The following is a 21,687-nucleotide window of genomic DNA, read 5'->3' on the forward strand; positions in this document are numbered from 1 at the left end:
ATCGCTCGACTGAATCGTCGCTCACCATAGGAAGGGAGAGACCACTTTGCAAGGTTCCGCCACCGTTGAGATCCCAACCGCCATTCTTGCCGGATTGCTGTCATTCCTGTCCCCCTGCGTACTACCGCTGATTCCAGGATACCTGTCATTCATTTCAGGTGTCTCAATCGAGGATCTGACTTCACGTGAGAAGGCTGGCGCGCATTATCGGAAATTGGTACTCAATACAGTCCTCTTTGTGGTCGGTTTCTCTTTGGTCTTCATCTTTTTTGGTGCGATTGCCCCACAAGTCGGCAATATCTTCAAATACAAAGATATCTTCAGCAAAGTGGCCGGGGTGGTCATCTTCATCTTTGGCCTCCATGTTGCGGGGGTATTCCGTATCGGCTTCCTCAACTATGAGAAGCGCTTCCACGCCGGGCAGAAGAAATTCGGCGTCGTTGGTTCTATCTTGATCGGTATGGCCTTTGCCTTTGGCTGGACTCCATGCATCGGTCCGATCCTTGCGGCTATTCTGACACTGGCTACACAACAAGAGAATGTATCGCAGGGCGTTATTCTGTTGGCTTTCTATTCTGCCGGACTCGGCATTCCATTCATATTGACTGCTGTTTTGTTCAACTACCTGATCGGCGCATTCGGCTTCATAAAACGTCATTTCCGAGCGGTGGAGATCATCTCCGGGTCGTTGCTGATGCTGGTCGGCGTTATGATCTTCTTTGACCTGTTGCAGCGACTGTCTATCTACCTGATGGATTGGTTTCCGGCGCTGCAGGAGATCGGCTAATTTTTCGCAAATCTCCCGGGCGTGGCTTGACTGCCATTTCGCCCGGACATATATTTCCGGCATGGAAACAGTCACCATTGTCGAGTGTGGATATATATGCCTGAAAAGAAGAAGATAGATTCCGTCGTTGCCATTTGCATCCAGGAGCCGACCGAAGAAGGGTCGTCGATGGATTTCGGCATCATCAAAGGTGATAATCTTCGCTTTCTCCATCAGGCTTTTATCACCGATACGATCACCAACGCCTTCGATGTCGGCAATGCCGACGTTCGGCTGTACCATGTCGATCAGACCGATCGCAAGCGCCTGATCAAAATCGTTACTGAATATCTGACCAATAAACTCGATGGGAAACGCGCTGAGGCGCTCAAGAACCGTTTCACGGTCATAGAGCAGTCGGGCGGTGCCTGGGCCGAGCGAATGGATGCAGTCTTTCACGACTGTTTCGACCAGGGATATAAGCATGTTCTTTTGCTGGGAAGTCGCACGCCGACCATCACCAGCAAAATGATGAAGACCGCGCTGAAGATGCTCAATGAATCCGATGCCGTCTTCGGACCGACGCCGGAAGGTCGCTACTATTCGCTTGGGATGTCCGGCAGCCTGCAGATACAATTGCGGGATTTTGACTGGAAGGCCCCAACCATCTATCATGACGTCGCAAACGCCTTTACGTCGGCGCACCTCTCCTGGGCCGAACTTGAGATCTGGTATGCGGTCGAGAACCCGGATTATCTTGAGACGATGGCGCGCGATATCAATCAGTTCCGCTTCGAAGGAGACGAGTTTACCGCCCGGGAGACCGAAGTGGTGATCGAGCGCATTCTCACCCGATTGGAGCCGTAATGGAACGGCATCTGCAAAAACTCTCCTGGCTGACAGTCCGTCAGCTTGTCCCGTCACAAATTGATACCATCGTATTCCCGGCCGGGACGGTTGAGGGGCACGGTTCCTCTGCTATCGGCACTGATAATTTCATCCCGGAGATCATTGCCGATGGTATCGCCGAACGGATAAACGCGCTGGTTGCTCCAACGCTCAACTACGGCATCACCCGTTCGCTGATCCGCTATAACGGCGGTTCGACTATTGCCGAGGATAATTACCGGCGGTTCGTTCGAGACATCCTCGACTCGTATGCCGATTCAGGTTTCAAGAATATCATTCTGATGAACGGGCATGGCGGTAACAATAACGCGCTCAAGTCGGTCGCTTTCGAGTTTCACCATGAGCGAAAGTGCAATATCGCGGTGCTTCACTGGTGGGAGCTGTGCGGAAAGATGACGGAACAGTTCTTTGGTCATACCGGCGGTCATTCCGGGACCGATGAAACCGCGATGGTAATGTCAATTGACCCGAAACTGGGCGGCAAAGAACAATACGATCCTGACCTCGCATGGTATTTTCGGCCCGGCGCGGATATCTACCCGGTTCCAGGTACGATTTTGCTCTACAAAGAGGGAGAGGGGTATCCTGAGTTCGACAATAAACGAATACAGGAGTACCGTCAGAAGGTGATTGAGACAGTCGGTGATTTTACCGAACTGGTCCTCTCCCGCTGGCGAAAGTGGGGAATGTAACAAATCAGAAGGGCCTCACCGGTGTGAGGCCCTTTTCATTTCAGCTATCAATAATCTCAGAACAAAATCAGAAGTGCTCTATATACGTCAACCGCAGCTCACGCGTGATGGTCGAGGCTTCGCGACGGTTCAACAGCAGGTCTTTGAGCATCACCTCGATCTGGAGATTCTGCGCAAACAACCACTTGATCGATGAATTCAGATATCCCCGCCCCTGGCCTGAGAAATTAGCGGGCGAGCCGTCCGGATAGGTTGAGCGGTCGTCATTCAACGCCAGATCGTACTCCAAAAGCAGGGCCAGGTTGTAATTGAAGGTCGCATCAAAACCGAAAAATCCATTCAGCGTTTTGTCTTCGTCTTTCTTCTTTTCCATTGAATAGTTGATCCCGGCATGCCATCCCGAGGTCCACTTGTAGAAATAGAACGAACGGCTGGCAACGGCATAAAATCCTCTCGACTTAAACTCATACCGTTGTAAGTCCTTATTCCAGCGGCCATCCCCCTGCGACGAGTACCCCACCACGATGCCGGGGAAATACTGCATCTCATCGATTATGCGGAACTTGAGATTGAATTCAATGTCCGGGTTCCAGTTCGGCTCGTCGTTTGAGATCGCCCCTTCCGCGCCATAGGCGATACCCAGCGTCAGGCGATTAGACAGACCGATATTACACGTACCGAGCGCCCCACCACCTGAATAAACGCGGAGTCCAATATCAAAGTAGCTGCGCGGTAGAGTACCCGCAGTCGGCATATCAATGAGATCGCGTGGGGGAATATCGTACAGAGTCCCGCTGACATCGCGGGCCTGCTCGTTGTCTGCCGGGGGCTGTGCGATCGCCATATTCGCAGTAGCGAACGTGGTTACAATCAGGAGTATGGTGAAAAGTCGTCTGGTCATGCCTGGTTATCCTGCAGTAGCTGTTTTTTTACTACCAGTTATATGCCCGGGCTGGCGGAACAAGTCAAATTAAAACAGGCGAACCGGTTTGGCCGAAATCGCACACTCACTCGTTCAGGCCGACCATTCGTAGAAAATGTTGCCGTATCATCTCGGTGACCGGCCCCGGCTCGAAGAAATGACGTTTCTTGTCGGCTATCTCCTGCACGGAGATCACCAGGCGGGTGGAACTTGAGATAAATACCTCATCGGCACTCACTAACTGCTTGACCGTCGCATCTTTCTCGACAAGACGGAGTTTCAGTTTCCGCGTCTGGCGCAACATAACTTCGCGCGTTGTCCCTTCAAGACAGCCGGCATTGACCGGGGGAGTATAAACGATCCCTCGCTTTACCCAAAAGATATTGGCCGAGGAGACCTCCGCCACATACCCCCGCTCGTTGAGCATGATGGCATCGTCATACTTTTTCCGTTTGGCAATCTTCAGCGCGGCCGCATGAATGGCATAGGAGATCGTCTTAATCCGTCGGAAAACAGATTCTTCATCCACTCGAAATGGTGAGACGATCAACCGGGTTGGTCTGGTCGGCAGTTGATGGGGCCCGACCAGGATGATTACCTGCGGGTCGCTCGCTTTGCCGCGCCAGCGTGGTGAGTCACCGGCGGTGACCGTCAGGCGAAGTTGCTTGACTCTTGCGGGATACGCCTTCAAAGCCCGTTTCATCCAGGTCTCAATTTGAGTGCGGGAAGCCGGGAGTTGCAGGCCGATCACTTTGGCCCCGCGCTCAAGGCGATCGAGGTGCTCTTTGGCAAAGACTACTTGATCTTCGACTCCCAGAAATGTCTCAAAGAGCCCCTCGGCGTAGAGTAGAGAATTGTCGAAGACAGAGATCTTAGCCTGGTCAGGCTTGAACAGTTTCCCATTTATCGAAGCTATCGGTGTAAACATGCGATCTTATCCTCGGTTAGCCCAACCGCCCGAAACATATTGGTCGCTTTGAGCAGCATTTCTTCATATTCCGCATCAGGGGAGCTGTCGGCCACAACACCGCCCCCGGCATGGATCTGGTATATCCCATTTTGGTGAACCATGGTCCGTATTGCAATATTGAAATCAGCCCGCCCACTCATGATGTAGCCAATGCACCCGGTGTATACTCCGCGTGGCACCGGCTCAAGCTGCTGCAGTATCTCAATCGCACGCAGTTTTGGCGCCCCGGTGATCGAACCGCCGGGGAGAAGTGCCTGCAGGACATCTGCAATTGATGTCTCAGCTCCGACTGTCGCGGAAATGTCGCTGACCAAGTGAATGAGCGATCGATATTGCTCCGTACGAAATAGAGAGTCGACTGTCACGCTACCGACTTCGGCGATCCTGCCGAGGTCATTTCGCTCCAGGTCAACGATCATCAACAATTCGGCACGATCTTTCTCCGAAGCGATCAGGCTTCTCCGATTCGCTTCGGTCTCCAACTCCGAGTCTCCGGCGGCAATGGTTCCTTTGATCGGACTGGTGGTTATCCGGTCACCGCTACGCAGGAGCATCCGTTCGGGAGAAGATGAGAGTATCTGCATCGCTCCGCAATCGAGAAAGGCGGCATAAGGAGCAGGGGAGAGCGAGCGCAATCGCAAATATACTTCGAACGGTGATTCAGGCGACCGGACATCAAAGCGGGTGGTGAAATTCGCCTGATAGATATCACCCTCGTGGATATGCTCCTTGATCCGTGCCACGGCCCGCAAGTATTCACTTCGCTTGAGCGCCGACGAGATTGTCGGCCCAGTAGCTGGTCTTTTCGGCGGGGTGCGAGACTCTTCTCGTGCACTATCCAGCAAGTTTGCTGGATGCCCGACCTGACGAATCATTTGCTGGGCATGGTCGTACTCAAGAACCGATTCATACAGGCGAAACTCGAAAGTCGGGCAGGGAAGGGAATAGACAGCCTCTATCTCCTGCATCTCCAGCGTTCCCTCGTACGAGATACAGCCGACAGCTATCAGTTCATCTTCATTGACCAGAGTATCGATCAGTCTTAGTGCCTCCATAGGAGAACAAGACACTTCTCGACGGCCGTGCTTGGTCTCTGTGGTCAACTGTCCGCCCGAATAGCCCATCGTAAGGACCGGATGATAAGCAAGCAAGGAGAGCTGCCCACGGTCCGGCAATTGCATGGCCGAATCAAGCCAGGCAAACCCGGGCTGATTGGCGCACTGCTGGACGTGACTCAGAAATTCCCGCTGAGAGAGGGAAGCGGATTGTGCAGTAAAGTGACTCATGGGTTGCAGTAAGGTATCCGAGGGCGACCGACTGTCAAGTCGGAAGCGTGTTTGACATTGCCGTCACAACCTGCTTTCTTGGCCCGATGGAACTCGCCAAACTGCTTGCGATACTTGCCTTGATCGTCTTTGCACTTCGCAAAAAACTGTCGGTTGGATTGACCTTGTTCATCGCCGGGCTGTTAGCGGCTATCCTGTATCAGGTTCCGGTTTCGGCGCTGTTGGACGGCTACTGGGAATTGATCAAGTCCGAGCGATTTCTTTCTCTCACTGCGGTCATTATCCTGATCACTACGCTTGGTTCGTTGTTGGCGGAGTTGGGGTACCTGCACCGCCTTGCCGAGGCCTGCCGTCTCCTGCCGGGCGGAAATCGAACAGCCGTTGCGGTTCTCCCTTTCTTGATCGGTTTAATGCCGATGCCAGGTGGAGCTCTCCTTTCCGCGCCCTTGGTCGGCAATGTTCTTCAGGAGAAGCGATACTCGCCTGAATTCAAGACGGTCACCAATTACTGGTTCCGCCATATGGTCGAGTTTTTCTGGCCGGTTTATCCCGGGATCATACTTACCGAAGCAATCACCGGGATGCCGATGTTCCAGGTGGCGATGATGCAACTGCCTATGACGATCATGATGGCAGTCATCGGGGGGCTGTTTTACTCGCGCCACATCGAAATCGGCACTGAACATCAGGTGAGCAGTGGGCTGGCGGTGAAAGGTATACTGAGTTCGCTCTGGCCGATCGCCGGTGCGATAGCCGTCTATGCCGTTTTCAAGGTCAATATGGCCTGGGCGGTTCTGGCCGCCATGCTTGCGCTCATTATTGCCACCCGGCCATCTACCAAGATTCTCTGGCCATCGCTGAAGCATGGGCTTTCGTACAAACTCGTATTCCTCGTGTTTGGCATTCTCTCGTTCCAAACTGTGCTAGAGCTTTCCGGTGCAATTTCGCAGATCACGTTGCTGGCACAGCAGTATCATTTCCCTCCAGCGCTGTTGATTTTCCTGATCTGCTTTATCATTGGGTTGCTGACTGGAATGGTGGCAGCCTATGTCGGGATGGGGTATGCCCTTCTGGCAGGCTTCCTGTACCAACCCGTCATTATCCCCGGAAACATTCAGTTGGCCTACCTGGCCGGTTATGTCGGGATGTTACTGGCCCCAACCCACCTTTGCTTGGTACTGACCAATGAGTACTTTAAGAGTAACCTGATGTCTGTCTATAAGTTAGTCATTGTGCCGCTACTCATTTTGGCTGTACTTGGGTTTCTCTTGAGTCAATCGGCCTGGCCCACCCTGTTTGCAATTAACTGATTGACAAGTAATCGGTTACGTAGTATATTCTGACTGTCTTCAACTTTATCTGCTCGAATTCGTTCTAATGGGGGAGATCTGGACGGTTCTCCGATTGCACCTGACCGGCCCCATAAGACGTTAAAAAACGTAGTTTTTTGGCCTGCCGGTGGAAAGAAATCCCGTTTCGCGGGTATTACCTTAAGAACCATAAAGACAAGGGCATCGCAACTATGGCCAAAGAGACCGAAAAGGACATTGACTTCGCGTTAATGCGCTCGATCCAAAAGGGTGACATGGTAGCATTTAATACCATGGTCGACCGATACAAGGATCGGCTCATGAATGTGATAAGCCGAATGTTGTCGTCGGCTGAGGAGGCGGAAGACATAGTCCAGGAGACCTTTGTCCGAGTGTATCAACATCGGCAATCGTTTAATTTCCAGCACTGTTTTTCAACCTGGATCTATACCATCTGCCTGAATCTTGCGAGAAACGAACTTCGCAAACGGAAGAAATTCAAATTTTACGAGATCACGGATATGCAGGGGCACGAAGCGGAATTTGCGGTCGAAGCCAAGATCCCGAGCCGTCTGCCCCAGGCGATCGATGCCGCCATCAAGGAATTGCCTGAAAAGTATCGTACCGCTTTCATGCTGCGCGATGTTCAGGAGATGCCTTACGAAGAAGTTGCCGAAGTACTCGGTGTGCCGCTGGGGACAGTCAAGTCCCGCGTCAACCGGGCGCGTCTGATTCTGCGTGACAAGCTACAGCCAAGACTGGAGGAATATAATGCGTTGTCAAAAAGTACGCTCTTGCCTGTCGGCTTACTGTAAAGATGAGCTGACAGGTCGGGAAGTACTCGCCGTGCGAGAACATCTCTCTACCTGTGCCGCTTGCCGACAGGAAGAAGTGATGGTGCGCGGTATGGATACTGCCACGCGCGAGATGCCGAAGGTTGCGTTGTCGGGTGATTTTAATACCCGGCTGTTGAACCGGATCGCTGAAGAGCGATTTGCGGAGACCCGCACCAAAGCATACTTGCCCCAGCGAGCCCCGCGTTTTGCCTGGCGGACGCTTGCGCCGGTTCTGTCAAGCGCCTTGGTGTTGACGGTCGTTGCCATTGCGGTCCTTACCTCCCCTCAGCAAGTACCGTTGATTGGCTCTGAGCCGGTCGCCCAGTCCGATGATTATCAGACTGTCCAACCGACCAACAACCCGAACATGTCGCCAAGACTCAAGGCTAACTGGTCGTTACGCTCTGAATTGGCGCAGACAGAACGGATGAACAGACTTTCCGGTATGCTGACCAGCTCGTCGAGTTTCTCGAATGTCGCCGCGCAATCGTCGCACGGCTGGGCTGGCCACAACCAGTATTTCCAGGAGATGCTGAAGATGCGTCCGGTGATTCGCGTCTATCAGCCGGCTAATTCCACCCAGGTTTCGGAGGCACGGGCCATATACTAAAATGCTAACGTGTTACCTTAATACCGCCCGGATACTGACGTTTGCCGTCATCTGGGCGGTTCTTTCTCCCACTCATTCTGAAGCCGCTGAACGACCGCTGACATCTCTCGAAAGCGGCATGAATGACTTGGTTTATAGTCTCTCCCGGTCAATTGTCACTGTTGAGAATTACCGACCGGGGAGTTCCTCAGTGTATGGCGGGAACGACCTGATGGAGAACCTTGTCTCGTCAGGAGTGATTTGCGATACCTTCGGTCATGTTCTGGTCTCCGCTTCATCCGTCGTGCAGCATGAGCGGCTTTTCATCAATTACGAGAATCATCGTTATCCAGCTACACTGATAGCTGTGGACTACCTGACCGATTTGGCTCTTTTATTGCCCAGTCAGCCGATTGGTACTCCGGCCAAAATGTGTGATCGACGCGTCTGCGCCGGCCAAATGGTCGTGGCGATGGGGCATGCGTTCGGTCTTCGTGCCACTCCGACGATCGGCTTTTGTGCCGGCTTGCGTCCAGATGGAAATCTCCAATTCTCCGCCTCAGTGAGCCCGTCGGCAGTGGGTGGAGGAGTTTTTGACCTACAAGGGAGACTACTTGGGATAGTCGTTGGTTCGATGGGCCAGACCCCGGATGTCACCGTCGCCGTTCCTGCCTACCAGCTCAATAGTACGATCAGCCATTTGTTGGTTCATGGTGACCGTCAGGCCGGTTACATCGGCGTGTCGACCGCCGATATCGAGATCACTCCCGGGATAGAACTCGATGCGTCAATTTCATCAGTTGCCTCCGCGTCTCAGAGCGGATTTGGCAACCTGATCGACAAGGGGGTCGTGATCACCTACATCTCACCAAGTTCACCTGCTGAGCGGGCCGGGCTGATCCGTGGCGACCTGATTGTCGGATTCCGCGGACAACGGATCACCACAGCGGCTGACCTTGCCAAAATCGTCCGATTGGCCAAGCCTGGGGCAATTGCCGAAATCAATTATATCCGCTCCAATCAGGTCCTCACCGCTCGCGTCCAGATCGGACAAAAAACACTCAGTGGCCCTACGGCGGAAACTGAGGAATGGAACCCGTACGAGCCGACCCCGGATTCTCTGGCCAAAGTGCTTCAGTATTTGAAACAGGAAATCTCCCGCCTCGAGCAACGATTACGTCGCGCCCGCTAATTTCAACATTGCCCTAACTTATCATTCCTGCATACCTTAGAGGTATGTTACCAGACGCCCAGTTGGAGGCTTTCCGCAGTCGGACCGAACGGTTTGCTCCCGAAAAACATCTGGTCTCCCGTTGGCTCGCGCTTTTTGCTGCATCCCTTGCCACAAATGATCCAGCAACCATTGAACTCCTGCTTCAAGGGGGGAAGCGACACTCCATTGAACGTCACCCGTTTTATGAGCTCATCCTGCAGTCGTATCTCTTTCTTGGCTTTCCACGAATGTTGACCGCCGCTGAGGCGCTGGATAAGGTCTACCCATTGTCGGGTAAGCCAGGCTCCCTCGAACCGCTGACCGGAAACGAGGCCGCAAGCTGGTTCGTCAACGGTATGTCTCTGTGTAAAAAGGTATATGGAGAGAATTTCGAGCCATTGCGCACCCGAGTCGAGGCAATGGCCCCCGAAGTCTTTCGCTGGATGATCATGGAAGGATACGGCAAAGTCCTGTCTCGCCCCGGACTTGGGCTGGTTGATCGTGAACTGGCCAATGTGGCTATGTTGATTGCCGATGACCGGGAGCAACAGCTCCATTCGCATATGCGGGGCGCTCTCAATGTCGGAGCCACTCCTGAGTTGCTGCGGCTGGTGATCGAGGACCTGGCGGATTTCGCCGACGGATATGCGACGGCCGGGAAGTTGTTGATTCGAATGAAGGTGAGTTGATGCGTCTCTGGCTGAAAATACTGCTTCTCAGTATCGCCGGCATTCTGTTGCTCGGCGCCGGGGTTGCCTATTATCTGTTTGAGATGCATGGATTGGAACGGATCGTCACAGCGCGCCTGAACAAGTTAATGCCGTCATCGCTCCCGTTTCAGGTAAGTATCGGCGATATCGACGGTAGCTTGTTGGATGACCTGACTATCCGCGAACTGCGTGTCCGTTTCGATGATTCACTCGGCGGCCAGGAGATATTTTATACCGAAAATCTCAGCGCCAGCTATTCGTGGCGAAATCTGATCGATAACCGAATCAACTTCTCATCCGTACGACTTGATTCGACTCGCATAACACTGGTGCAGGATTCGGTCGGCCGATTTGGCCTGCCGACCCGCCCCGGACCAAAAGCGACCGACTCTGCCGGCGCGATCCCGGAGTTCGTGATCGACAAGCTTTCAATCGAAAATCTGGCGGTAACAGTGTTCAAGCCGAATGACACGCTCCAGTTTTTCGACATCAACCTTCACGCATCCATCGCCAGCGCCGACCAGACGGTGGCCCTCGAGATCACGCAGGCAAATATCAATTCGAATCAGTCGCGCTACCTGCTGTCGTCACTCACCGGCCAGATAACCTACTCGCATCAGTTAGTGGCATTCCGAGATCTGACGATCAGCCGTGACAGTACGCACATAAAACTGAATGGGGCAGGGGGGATCCGTCAAAAGGCAGGGCATATTACCTTCAACGCCGACAACCTCGATCTCCGAGATATCGGGCCCTGGACCGGCGCCAAACTAAATGGCATGCTGGATCTCTACGGTTCCATCACGTTCAGCGATTCGATGTTGAACGGTACGCTTGGGATGGGTGGACGGTTCATGATCGCCGACATCAACAATCTCTTCATGAATTTTCACTTCCACCTCCCGCAGAAGCATTTGGTCTTTGACACAGTGTACGGTCTGATTCTGGATAGATGCGCAGTGGATGGCTCCGGTGAGATTATTTTCAGTCCAAAGCCGGAAACGTATCGGCTTGATCTCGCGATTGAACATTTCAACCTTGAGTCGCTTATCAAGGGAACACTCCCTTCCGATCTCAATGCGGATATTCACATGGAGGGGAGTTCCTTCAAGAGCGAGACCATGTTGCTATCTGTCACCGGCGACTTCTATGATAGCTACTTTGCCGATTATCCGATTCAGGTTGCCAGCGGCAAGGTGGATATTACGACGAAGAAAGTCACTTTCCCCGAACCATTTGCGATCGAATATTACGGAAATCGGTTTGAGGTCACCGGCGATGTCGAGTACAGCAAGGACCTCAGCCTTCTGGTAAACGCTGACCTTCCGAATCTGGAGGCGTATCAGGGGAAGCTCTTTATCAAGGAATTGGCCGGTCGGGCGCATGGCGAAGCATCGCTCTCCGGCTCAACAAAAGACCCTGATCTTCAAGCGTTCATCACTTCTGACTCAGCCTGGATCTACGACATATTCACCGACAGTCTCGAATTGGGAGTGAATGTCAGCAAGATCTTCTCCGAGCAGAGCGGGCAGGTGATCGCGACCGCACTCAATGGAGCACTCTACGACATTCCGTTCGACACCCTGTTCACCTATCTGCAACTGCACCAGCAGGTAGTTGATGTCGATACGGTATTTTTCTATTCACCCGACTTTCGGGCTATGGCTCATGGATATTTGCATCACCGTGAGACGCCTCAAAAAGTGTATGTCGACTCCGTTACCCTGTTATTCCGAGATCAGCGGCTCTACAACAGGGGCCAGATCGAACTGGCCGTTGATGATCGTGGGCTGAATATCGAGCGCGGGGCCATTGCCAGCGGCGGCTCAATGGCCATGGCACTTGGACGGTACGACTACGACGGTGATCTGAATTTGGCGCTTTCGGTCAACGACATTCCTCTCCGTGCATGGGCCAGTCTCTTTCGGCCGGATTTCCCTCTCGATGGCCGAGCTTCGCTTCAAGGGAAACTGGGGGGATCGCTTCGCGCACCTCTCTTTGAATTGACTGGCGAAGTTGACTCGGTTGCATGGAAGGACCTTCATCTTGGCGACCTTCGTATGACCGCTTCGTACCGAGAAAGGACCCTGACAATAGACAGCAGTCTGCTGACCTCGGACACAGGCATCTATCGCGCGCATGGCAACTTTAATGTCGATCTTGATCTGACCGCTGACTCGATACAGATACTGGATCGCCCATTTGATCTGACGATCAATGCCACCGATCATCGCTTTGATCTGGTGGAAGCGTTTCTCCCCTCGGTCGAATATCTGGGCGGGGATATGCGTGCTGATGTTCGCCTGTATGGCACTCCCAATGCGCCCCATCTCGAAGGAGCTGTGACACTCGCCAATGCCAGGCTGAAGTACTACGATCTGGTGGATACCGTATTTGCTGACTCCGCGGAGTTTCGGATGCGGGATAACCAGATAATGGTCGACCAGATCGAAGCCTATGTCAAAGACAAACGTGCCCCCAGCGGCAAAAGTATCGCGACAATCGAAGGTGACCTTACTTTCAAGCAACTCAATAATATCATCTGGAATATAGATGTCTCGTTACCTCGGGCCTTCCCGGTTTACTACGAGTTGGATGATATTCACGCGGTTGTCGAGGGTGACCTTTCTGTACAGGGAGAGTCTCCGCCCGAGGTCACAGGAGACCTGACCATTCTTTCTGCTCGCTATCGGGCGAATTTCGCCGAGGCTGAAGAAGGTTCACCGATCATGGCCGTGCTGGCCGGCGATCAGGCCTGGAATCTCAATATCAATGTGGAGGTCCCCTCCAACTTCTGGATTGAAAACGACGATATTGATGCCGAGTTCGCTGGTTTCCTCAACATCATACGCGAACGGGGAGAGTATCGGTTCATCGGCGAAATGGAGATTCTGCGTGGCCAGGCGCCGCTTTTCGACCGGAGTTGGACCATCCAGTCCGGTTCACGAGCCATTTATGACAACGTCGCCGAACCGAACCCGACACTCGATGTCACCGCCTGTACGATTATTCGTGGGATCGCGACTGACGACGAACCCCGCAAAGATGAAGAGCTCTGTGTCGTTGTCACCGGCACACTTGAAGAACCACAACTGGCAGTCTCCGGAGATGCCGGTTTCAGCCGTGAAGACCTGTTACCTCTGCTGGTGACTAATTCGGCAACCTCAGATGCTAACGGGAGTTCTTTTACTGGTTTGGAACAGCGACTGACGGGCCTGCTCGGGACGCAGGTGTCGCAGATAGGATCGCGTCAATTGAGTCGGCTGGGCGTAGAAACGTTTGAGATCGATCCGCTCTATTCAGGGAAGTTCGACCCGCTTAAGTCGCGGGTAACACTTGGATTCTATACAACGCCTAGTTTATATGTGTACGGACGGTCATCCCTTTCGGGGGCGACTGGACGGGAACTAGGCTTCGAGTACCGTCTGAACAAATCATTCCTGGTGGAAGGGCGCCGCGACGAGGAAGACCTCTACCATCTCAACCTGAAACTTCACTGGGAGTTTAAATAGTCCGTGCGCCGGTTGCTACTGCTTTTCGCATTTTTCCTCCTCGGATCTGTGGTTCAGGCCGCCGACCGTAACAGCCAGCGTTGGATGTTTCGCGAGCCGAAGATTACCAAAATCACAATTATCGGCAACCACTTCTTCGATGAAGGGGATATCAAGGCGAAGCTCTACTCGCGGTCTGCCAATTTTTGGCGCGGACTCCGCGGCGAACGGAGAATGAAGGTCCAACGGGAAATGCCGCGCCGGGATTCACTCGAGGTCACGTATCTCTATCTGACCGAGGGGTTTCTTGATGTGTCCGTGCAGACGGCCTACTTACCCCGCTTTGCCGATTCGATCAATGAAGCCGAGGTGCGCATTACGATCACCGAAGGTCGCCGCTACTATTACGGCCAGGCAACCGTCCAGGGGGATTTCCCACCGAAATTCAGGGGTGATTTTGTTAAGATAGCCAATCGCATGCCGCCCGGGAGAGCCGTCAACCCAGTAGTACTTCGGCAGGCCGAATTCGACATGAAATCTATCCTGGCGAACAATGGCTACCCGTATGCCCAGGTGATCCACACTTTTGATCTCTTCGACTCCCTGGGCTATTCGCCCACGACCTTTTCGATCAATGCAGGTCCGCTCGTTTATTTCGGAAAGGTGAGGATCGAAGGGATCGACGATTACCCCGAAAAGGTGGCGCTTCGCGAATTAAAGATCAAGACCGGCTCGTTGTACAAGCGGGAAGATATTCTCGACTCTCAACAGCGACTTTATGAATCGGGATACTTCAGCACGCTGACTTTGTCGACCGACCCGAATTCGCCGGATAGCCTTAATCCCGACTTCCTCCTGCGCGTGCGCGAGCGGAAGCCGATGTATGCTACTTTCCAGACCGGTGCCGCCCAATCGAAAGTCCGTGATCTGCTCTGGGATTTCACCTTCCTCTTCGGTAAACGGAATTTTCTGGGGACGCGCCGGGTGGAACTTTCTTCGAGTTACCAGTTCGCGCTTGGCTCGGACAGTCGACTGCTCAACCATATCTATCGGGCACGCTACACCCAACCCTGGTTTCTCGGTATTCGCATGCCGCTTGATTTGACGGGCGAAGTCCGACCTGAAGTGAAGTCAGCTACGCAAGACTACGATGTCAGTTCCTGGTCCGTGGCCGCCTCGACTACGCGCAAATTCGGCCAGTATGCGGCCATTCGCTTCGGATTCGAATATCAGTCAGTTACCATCACGGGAGTCCCAGAGGACCAGGTCGAGATCAAGGCAGAGGAGGAGGGCCTTTCCAATCGCCGGAAGCTTATCTTCGACTTTAGAAGGGACAGTAGAGACAATGTCTTCATACCGAGCCGGGGCGCGGTTCTCGATGGTTCACTGCAATACTATGGCGGGTTCCTTGGTGGCGACGAAGATTTCATGAAAGCGGAGCTCTCCTTCGCCAGCTTCCAAGTGGTCTGGCCAGGCTGGATCTCCGCGACTCGGATAAAGGGGGGATGGGCGGACGCGTTCGGAGCGGGGACCGTCATTCCATTGGAAGATCGCTTTTATCTAGGCGGAGCAAATTCCATTCGTGGATTCCGCGAGAATTCGCTCGGTCCACAAAGCGATGGCCAACCAACCGGCGCGCAAGTCTATGCCATCTTCAACCAGGAGTTCCGCTGGAAAACCTTGCAGATCACGCGATCCTGGCCCCTTTACCAGTCACTTTTCTTCGATATGGGGAACGGGTTCGATACCTGGGACCAACTCCAGTTCAACGATTTTGCCTTTGCTCTTGGAACCGGTGTTCAGATTGTCACCCCCGCCGGTCCGCTCCGCATCGACTATGCCCGAACGGTCAAATCGCAACGTTATCCCTTGGCCGACCGCTGGCACTTTACTATCTTGTACGCGTTCTAGTACCACTGTGCTGGGTCCCTGAATTCGACCCCACTTTGTTCTCATAGAAAGAACGGAAAACAGGTATGCAGTTGATCTATTTGGACCATAACGCCACCACGCCGGTTGATCCGGAAGTAGTCGAAGCGATGCTTCCGCACTTGACAGACGACTTCGGTAACGCAAGCTCTGTCCATCAGTTCGGGCGGTCAGCTAAAGTAGCACTTGAATCAGCACGAGAGTCTATTGCCTCGTTCATCAACTGCCTTCCGTCCGAGCTCTTCTTCACCTCAGGCGGTACCGAGTCAGACAATTTGGCGATTCTTGGCACCGCCACACACTTCCGGGGGAAGAAAAAGCATCTGGGAGTGGCGGCCAATGAGCACCACGCCGTAATCGAATCCGCCGAGCATCTTCACCACAAAGAAGGATTCGATCTGTCGCTTTTGCCGGTCGATGCGGAGGGGTTTGCCCACGCTGACCAGCTTCGGCCGCTGCTTCGCGAGGACAGCTTTCTGGTTTCAGTGATGCATGCCAACAATGAGACCGGCACGATCCAGGACCTTCGTCCGCTGGCGGATGTCGCCCACGAAAAAAACGTCCTTTTCCATACCGATGCGGTCCAGTCGATCGGGAAAGTGAAGGTTGATGTCAAAGCGCTTGGCGTAGATATGCTGTCGCTTACTGGACATAAGATTTACGGACCCAAAGGGACTGGCGCCCTGTTTATTCGACAGGGAATCAAAATATCCCCGCTCATGTACGGTGGGTCACACGAGAAAAAGCGTCGCCCCGGCACCGAAAACGTCGCTGGCGCTGTCGGCTTGGCCAAGGCTCTGGAGATCGCGGGCAAACGGATGGACACAGATTTCGCACGCATGCAGGAGCTGGCCGACTACTTCCTTGGAAAACTGGAAACCGCGATTCCCGATGTCAAATTCAATGGCCCGCGTAGCAACCGCATTCCACAAACGGTCAATGTTTCGTTCAAGGGGACCACAGGCGAACCGATTATTCTCGGTTTGGATATGGAAGGGATTGCCGTCGCTTCAGGCTCAGCCTGCACCTCAGGCGCGACTGAGCCATCGCACGTGCTGACTGCGATGGGGATACCGGCTAATATCGCCAATGGTGCTATCCGCTTTTCGCTTGGACGCTCCACGACCAGGGAGCAGCTCGACTACGTCCTGCGTGTTCTCCCGCCGATTGTCGAGCGACTTCGGGCCATGTCACCGGAGTACAACCGCACCTGATGCGCGGCAGATTACAGCATGAGTAAGCGCGTACTGGTAGCTATGTCGGGCGGGGTTGACTCCTCCGTCGCCGCATTCCTGCTCAAGGAAGAAGGGTATGATGTCGTCGGCGCCCATATGAAATTGTGGGACTATGTAGATGTCGGTGGCGATGTCTACCGAGATGGCCGATGCTGCACGCTTGATTCGATAACGGACTGTCGCTTTGTCTGTGATTCGATAGGCGCACCGTTTTACGTGCTGAACCTGTCGGCTCACTTCCGCGACACCGTGATCGAGAACTTCGTCTCTGAGTATCGCGCTGGCCGTACTCCCAATCCCTGTGTGCGCTGTAATTCAGATGTCAAGTGGAACGCCTTCCTGCAGAAGGCGCGCGAAGTCGGATGCGACTATATCGCTACCGGGCATTATGCGTTTATTGAGCAAGGGGAGAACGGGCGCTACTACGTGCGCAAAGGAGTCGATGCCACCCGCGATCAGTCGTACGTTCTCTGGGGAGTTACCCAGGAGGCGCTCGCGCAAACGCTGATGCCTCTCGGCGGACTGCTCAAGAGCAAAGTGCGTGAGATTGCCCAGACTCATAATCTCAGAACGGCCACCAAGCCGGAATCGCGCGAGATCTGCTTTGTCGCCGACAACAACTACCGCCGCTTTCTCAGCGAATATGAAGAGAAGCAGGGACGCCGCTTTGAAAAGGGGGAGATTCGGCACGAGTCCGGAAGGCTGCTCGGTTATCACGACGGGACCGCCTTTTTTACTATTGGTCAGCGCAAGGGACTGGGGATTGCCCACCCGACTCCACTTTACGTGCAACGGATCGATGTTGAGGCAAATCAGGTGATTGTGGGAGATAATGATGGTCTCTTTAAACAGGAATTGGTCGCCGAACAGATCAATTGGATCGCTCGTTTGCCGGGTCGTGAACCGTTTGAGGCCGAAGTCAAGATTCGCTATCTGCATCAGCCTGGGCATGCCACGGTCACTCCCTTGACTGACAGTTCCGCCCGCGTTATATTCAATGACAGTCAGCGTGCGATCTCGCCCGGGCAGTCAGTTGTGTTTTATGAAGGTGATATTCTACTGGGCGGTGGGATAATCGCTTAGTCCGGACTCCCGCTTCGCCCGCGCTTCACGGAGGAATTATGGTACAAGCTCGCTTTCTCGGTCACTCCTGCGTGACCCTCACCGATGGATATATCCGGCTCATTATTGACCCGTTTCTGACTGGCAACCCGCTTGCCTCGATGAAAGCGGAAGAAGTCGAGACAAACTATGTGCTGGTCAGCCATGGTCATGGCGACCATTTCGGCGATACCCTGCAGATCTGCCAAAAGAACGACTGCCTGCTGATCGCCAACTACGAGATCTGCATGTATGCCGCCAAGTACGGCGTCAAAGTTCACCCAATGCATATCGGCGGCTCACACAAATTCGACTTCGGCAGGGTCAAACTGACGATCGCTCATCACGGCTCAGGTGGTGGTGAAGATGCATCGGTCTATATGGGTCCGGCGACCGGATTCCTGATAGAGATCGGGGAACGGACCATTTACCATCCTGGCGATACCGGCCTCTTTTATGACATGAAACTGATCGGAGATATGAATCACATCGACCTGGCATTTTTGCCGATCGGGGACAACTTCACGATGGGGATCGATGACGCGGTTAAGGCGGTCGAATTCCTTCGTCCCAAGACCGTGGTCCCGATTCACTATGATACATTTCCCGTGATTGAAGCTGGTCCGGAGATATTTGCCCAGAAAGTCACCGGCCCTCGCGTGGTGATCCTTAAGCCCGGTGAGGCCCTTGAGATCTAAAAACGATGGGTACTGGTTTGACTGGCAGATTCGAATCCGGATCTGCCGTTTTTCGTCTATGCGCACCGCCGTATGCGCGTGAGTCGCTTTTAAACTTGTCAGTCCCCGAACGTTTTTCTACAATGCTTCGAGAACAGCCAAAAGGTGTACAATAATCGATGAAAAAGATGCTGAAAATAGCCGCGTGGGGAGTCGGATCTCTGGTCGCTCTGATCGTTCTGGCGGTCATTCTGCTCCAGCTTTTCTTCCCGGTCGACAAAGTCCGATCAATGGCCGTCGAAAAGGCCAGCGCCGCGCTCAAACGGCCGATTGAGATCGGAGATGTTTCGCTTTCATTTTGGGGTGGATTGGGAGTCAGGCTCGATAGCGTGACGATCGGCAATCCGGCCGGATTCGAAGGTCCCGCATTTCTCACCACTGACAACATAGACATCAAATTGCGCTTGTTGCCGCTCATCTCGTCGGAGTTCAGGGTCAATCGGCTCATCATCAATCGGCCCGTGCTGAATATGATGAAACTCCCTGACGGCACAAACAACTACACCTTGGCCAAACCGACCGATACCGGTCTGGTCGGTGCCGCAGGCGCAATACCGCCTGAGGGTCAGACTGCCGCTGCCGCGGTCAGTTTCGAAAAGCTCGAGATCCACTCCGGCATGGTCAACTACTCCAATGATTCCGGCGGCTTTAGCATGCAGGCGGAAAACCTCGAACTTTCCACCGATCTGGAGAATCCAACTGAGGGTGTCTACTCCTCAAACGGGAAACTGAAGGTCGATTCACTGCGTGTGACTTCCAAACAGCCCGTTCCGACTGTCCGCGCCGAATTGCTGTACTCGGCAACCTATGACATGAAGAAGCGCCATATCGTCATCGACCGCGCTGATTTCCGATTTAATGAGATCGATCTCGATCTGGCCGGAGAGTTCTTCCATACTGCCGGAGCCGAGCGGGGGAAAGCCACGCTGAAGGCCGAGCAGGTCTCTATTGAGCAAGTGCTGAGTCTGCTCCCCGCCCAATCAGCCAAAGAGCTGCAGAATTTCCGCGTCTCCGGAGATTTCGCAGTCGATATGGATGTCGATTACAATGCCTCGCGCACCGGCAGCGCCCTTATCTATTCTGGTTCGGCGGTCTTCACCGATGTCTACCTGGCACGTCGCGACATGATAGGCGAACTCAAATTCCGCCGGATCGTTGTCGATGCCAAGCCAGACAACGCCCGTTTGAATGTCCAGGATGGGACTTTCGACGGCCGACCGATCAAGGCGAACATTCTGGTCACCAACTTTGCCGCACCGCAGGTGAATGGCGAACTCTCAGGTTATCTCGACTTCATCTTCTTGCGGCCTTTCCTTCCGCAGCGTGGCGGACATCAACTGGAGGGGCTTGCGCGATTCGATTTCCAGTTCAATGGCCCGGTCAAAGACTACCGCAGTATGAACTTTTCCGGTGACATCGCCGTCGAGAGAGGAAAGTACAGCGCCACATTCCTGCCTCAGCCGATCGACAGCTTCACACTGGATGCATATTTCGACCAGAAACTGGTCAATGTCCGCGAATTTTATGGACGGACCGCTTCCGCACAACTCGGCTTTCAGGGGCGCGTCGAAAATCTGATCCCATATATCCTGGCTGATTCTATCGCGGCTCGCGAGATCGCGATGACGGCAGATGGTGCGATCAAGGGCGCGGTCGATCTGGTCATGCTCCAGCCGTTCCTTCCAGCCGCTCGCCAACCGAAATTGACCGGCAGAATGAATATTGATCTGGCGCTGAGCGGCTCGACCAAGGACCTCGAAAACATCCGGCCGCGGGGGAGAGTCTCGTTCGTTAATGCAACTTATTCCGATACCGCGCTTCCCGAACCGATACGGCTGTTTAATGCCGATCTGGTGCTTTCTCCCGATACGATAACGGTAGAGAAGATGCAGGTCGACTTTGTCTCGAGCAATGCGTCGTTCCAGGGGAAGCTCAGCGAGCCGTTCCCCTATTTCCTCCCGCTCAAGACCGTTGATCGCACCAAGCTGAAAAAACCGTTTTTTCAGTTCCGGCTGGCATCGACCCGCTTTGATTCCGACAAACTCTTTCCGGAGGCCACCCCGGGGACCGAGGGCGAGATTCAGCGGAAACCGACCGACACACTTCCGTCACTGCTGCTTCCGGATATTGACGGCGCCGGTACCATGGCGATTGACACCTTGATCTACAGTGCGATCGAACTCACGAATATCAAAGGGAAAGCGAAGATTGAGAATCGTCGCATCAACCTGTATGACATCACGGGCAATGCCTACACTGGTCAGGTGGCGGGGCAGACGACGATCGATTTGAACGACTTCAACGCGCCCAAATACACCGGGCAATACACTGCCACCAATATCGAGGCCAACGATTTCCTGACCCGCTTCACCAAGTTTGGTGGCTACCTGTTCGGGAAGGTCAATGTGAATGGCACGTATAGTGCCACCGGCTGGGAACCTGAGCAGTTTCTCAATTCATTGACCATGAACGGCGATGGCGCCATGCAGGAAGGGAAGCTGACCCTCGGTGCGAATATGCATCAGAATCTGCAGACGCTCGGCGAAAAGGCCGGCCTGAAGGTCGACAAAGAACAGCTATTGAAGACGCTTCGCAGTAAGATCAAAGTTCAGGATGGAAAGGTCATCCTCGACAAACTAACCACCGCACTTGGGGGGCTAGGCGATGCCGAAGTCGAAGGGTACTATTCGTTCGACAACAGCATCAAGTACGACGGAGCCATTCTACTGACCAAAGAACTCTCCCAAAGCTATGCATCCAAGAATGGTCTGGTCGGTTCACTGTTGCTCGACTCAAAAACACAACGCCTGCGTATTCCGCTGGTCATCGGCGGTACTTTCGAGAAGCCGACCATCGAACTGAATTATGCCGCCTTGACCGGCAAACTAGGGGAGTCCGTCAAGCAGGAGACAAAGAAGGCGATCGAAGAAGGAGCGAGCAACCTCCTCAAGAAGCTCACCGGGGATAAGAAGAAGTAGTCTTGGATTTGTG

17 protein-coding genes are annotated in these 21,687 nt (G+C 53.7%); 14 read left to right on the forward strand and 3 right to left on the reverse strand.

Annotated elements, in window-relative coordinates; all coding sequences use genetic code 11:
* Positions 1–46 precede the first annotated feature (46 nt).
* From IPH75_02690 to IPH75_02700, 3 genes are all read left to right on the forward strand, one after another.
* A complete protein-coding gene (locus IPH75_02690; GenBank protein MBK7140973.1) occupies positions 47–787 on the forward strand; it encodes a cytochrome c biogenesis protein CcdA in 741 nt (246 codons plus the stop codon).
* Positions 788–883: 96 nt separating this feature from the next.
* Positions 884–1,633: a DUF2064 domain-containing protein gene (locus tag IPH75_02695; GenBank protein ID MBK7140974.1), complete on the forward strand. Its 750-nt coding sequence runs from the start codon at positions 884–886 to the stop codon at positions 1,631–1,633.
* A complete protein-coding gene (locus tag IPH75_02700; GenBank protein ID MBK7140975.1) occupies positions 1,633–2,367 on the forward strand; it encodes a creatininase family protein in 735 nt (244 codons plus the stop codon). Before IPH75_02695 ends, IPH75_02700 begins: the two co-directional genes overlap by 1 nt.
* A gap of 67 nt (positions 2,368–2,434) precedes the next feature.
* On the opposite strand, the gene IPH75_02705 is transcribed toward IPH75_02700, so the two are convergent.
* The 3 genes from IPH75_02705 to pabB all read right to left on the reverse strand — a co-directional run bounded on the left by IPH75_02705 (position 2,435) and on the right by pabB (position 5,545).
* Positions 2,435–3,268 carry a hypothetical protein gene (locus tag IPH75_02705; GenBank protein MBK7140976.1) on the reverse strand — a complete coding sequence of 278 codons (834 nt, stop codon included), beginning with the start codon at positions 3,266–3,268 and terminating at the stop codon, positions 2,435–2,437.
* Between the two features lie 106 nt (positions 3,269–3,374).
* Complete coding sequence (locus IPH75_02710) at positions 3,375–4,217, reverse strand: aminotransferase class IV (GenBank protein ID MBK7140977.1); 843 nt, start codon at positions 4,215–4,217, stop codon at positions 3,375–3,377.
* Complete coding sequence (pabB, locus tag IPH75_02715) at positions 4,202–5,545, reverse strand: aminodeoxychorismate synthase component I (GenBank protein ID MBK7140978.1); 1,344 nt, start codon at positions 5,543–5,545, stop codon at positions 4,202–4,204. Before pabB ends, IPH75_02710 begins: the two co-directional genes overlap by 16 nt.
* 47 nt (positions 5,546–5,592) lie before the next feature.
* On the opposite strand from pabB, the gene IPH75_02720 reads away from it, so the two are divergent.
* From IPH75_02720 to IPH75_02770, 11 genes are all read left to right on the forward strand, one after another.
* Complete coding sequence (locus IPH75_02720; protein MBK7140979.1) at positions 5,593–6,855, forward strand: DUF401 family protein; 1,263 nt, start codon at positions 5,593–5,595, stop codon at positions 6,853–6,855.
* Between the two features lie 212 nt (positions 6,856–7,067).
* Positions 7,068–7,670 carry a sigma-70 family RNA polymerase sigma factor gene (locus IPH75_02725; protein MBK7140980.1) on the forward strand — a complete coding sequence of 201 codons (603 nt, stop codon included), beginning with the start codon at positions 7,068–7,070 and terminating at the stop codon, positions 7,668–7,670.
* Entirely contained in the window at positions 7,627–8,301 is a 675-nt protein-coding gene (locus IPH75_02730) for a zf-HC2 domain-containing protein (GenBank protein ID MBK7140981.1), read from the forward strand. The genes IPH75_02725 and IPH75_02730 overlap by 44 nt, the downstream gene beginning before the upstream one ends.
* Before the next feature lies 1 nt (position 8,302).
* Positions 8,303–9,472 carry a PDZ domain-containing protein gene (locus IPH75_02735; protein MBK7140982.1) on the forward strand — a complete coding sequence of 390 codons (1,170 nt, stop codon included), beginning with the start codon at positions 8,303–8,305 and terminating at the stop codon, positions 9,470–9,472.
* Between the two features lie 44 nt (positions 9,473–9,516).
* Complete coding sequence (locus IPH75_02740; protein MBK7140983.1) at positions 9,517–10,182, forward strand: carboxymuconolactone decarboxylase family protein; 666 nt, start codon at positions 9,517–9,519, stop codon at positions 10,180–10,182.
* A complete protein-coding gene (locus tag IPH75_02745) occupies positions 10,182–13,715 on the forward strand; it encodes a translocation/assembly module TamB domain-containing protein (protein MBK7140984.1) in 3,534 nt (1,177 codons plus the stop codon). Before IPH75_02740 ends, IPH75_02745 begins: the two co-directional genes overlap by 1 nt.
* A 3-nt stretch (positions 13,716–13,718) precedes the next feature.
* Positions 13,719–15,605, forward strand: coding sequence for a BamA/TamA family outer membrane protein (locus IPH75_02750; GenBank protein ID MBK7140985.1), 1,887 nt, complete (start codon positions 13,719–13,721; stop codon positions 15,603–15,605).
* A 65-nt stretch (positions 15,606–15,670) separates the two neighbouring features.
* On the forward strand, positions 15,671–16,837 hold the full coding sequence (locus IPH75_02755) for a cysteine desulfurase (protein ID MBK7140986.1): 1,167 nt from the start codon (positions 15,671–15,673) through the stop codon (positions 16,835–16,837).
* 18 nt (positions 16,838–16,855) lie between these two features.
* The gene (gene mnmA / locus IPH75_02760) at positions 16,856–17,941 is read left to right on the forward strand and encodes a tRNA 2-thiouridine(34) synthase MnmA (GenBank protein ID MBK7140987.1); all 1,086 of its coding nucleotides are present in this window, start codon (positions 16,856–16,858) and stop codon (positions 17,939–17,941) included.
* 38 nt (positions 17,942–17,979) lie between these two features.
* Positions 17,980–18,657, forward strand: coding sequence for a metal-dependent hydrolase (locus IPH75_02765; GenBank protein MBK7140988.1), 678 nt, complete (start codon positions 17,980–17,982; stop codon positions 18,655–18,657).
* A gap of 158 nt (positions 18,658–18,815) precedes the next feature.
* Complete coding sequence (locus IPH75_02770) at positions 18,816–21,674, forward strand: AsmA family protein (protein ID MBK7140989.1); 2,859 nt, start codon at positions 18,816–18,818, stop codon at positions 21,672–21,674.
* Positions 21,675–21,687: the final 13 nt, after the last annotated feature.

Source organism: bacterium (assembly GCA_016708025.1).
Lineage (GTDB): Bacteria > Zixibacteria > MSB-5A5 > GN15 > FEB-12 > FEB-12.

Coding starts and splice junctions, on each gene's coding strand:
- IPH75_02755 (MBK7140986.1), top strand. CDS start 15,671: ATGCAGTTGATCTATTTGGACCATAACGCCACCACGCCGGTTGATCCG.
- pabB (MBK7140978.1), bottom strand. CDS start 5,545: ATGAGTCACTTTACTGCACAATCCGCTTCCCTCTCTCAGCGGGAATTT.
- IPH75_02735 (MBK7140982.1), top strand. CDS start 8,303: ATGCTAACGTGTTACCTTAATACCGCCCGGATACTGACGTTTGCCGTC.
- IPH75_02725 (MBK7140980.1), top strand. CDS start 7,068: ATGGCCAAAGAGACCGAAAAGGACATTGACTTCGCGTTAATGCGCTCG.
- IPH75_02765 (MBK7140988.1), top strand. CDS start 17,980: ATGGTACAAGCTCGCTTTCTCGGTCACTCCTGCGTGACCCTCACCGAT.
- IPH75_02770 (MBK7140989.1), top strand. CDS start 18,816: ATGAAAAAGATGCTGAAAATAGCCGCGTGGGGAGTCGGATCTCTGGTC.
- mnmA (MBK7140987.1), top strand. CDS start 16,856: ATGAGTAAGCGCGTACTGGTAGCTATGTCGGGCGGGGTTGACTCCTCC.
- IPH75_02700 (MBK7140975.1), top strand. CDS start 1,633: ATGGAACGGCATCTGCAAAAACTCTCCTGGCTGACAGTCCGTCAGCTT.
- IPH75_02745 (MBK7140984.1), top strand. CDS start 10,182: ATGCGTCTCTGGCTGAAAATACTGCTTCTCAGTATCGCCGGCATTCTG.
- IPH75_02705 (MBK7140976.1), bottom strand. CDS start 3,268: ATGACCAGACGACTTTTCACCATACTCCTGATTGTAACCACGTTCGCT.
- IPH75_02740 (MBK7140983.1), top strand. CDS start 9,517: ATGTTACCAGACGCCCAGTTGGAGGCTTTCCGCAGTCGGACCGAACGG.
- IPH75_02710 (MBK7140977.1), bottom strand. CDS start 4,217: ATGTTTACACCGATAGCTTCGATAAATGGGAAACTGTTCAAGCCTGAC.
- IPH75_02730 (MBK7140981.1), top strand. CDS start 7,627: ATGCGTTGTCAAAAAGTACGCTCTTGCCTGTCGGCTTACTGTAAAGAT.
- IPH75_02695 (MBK7140974.1), top strand. CDS start 884: ATGCCTGAAAAGAAGAAGATAGATTCCGTCGTTGCCATTTGCATCCAG.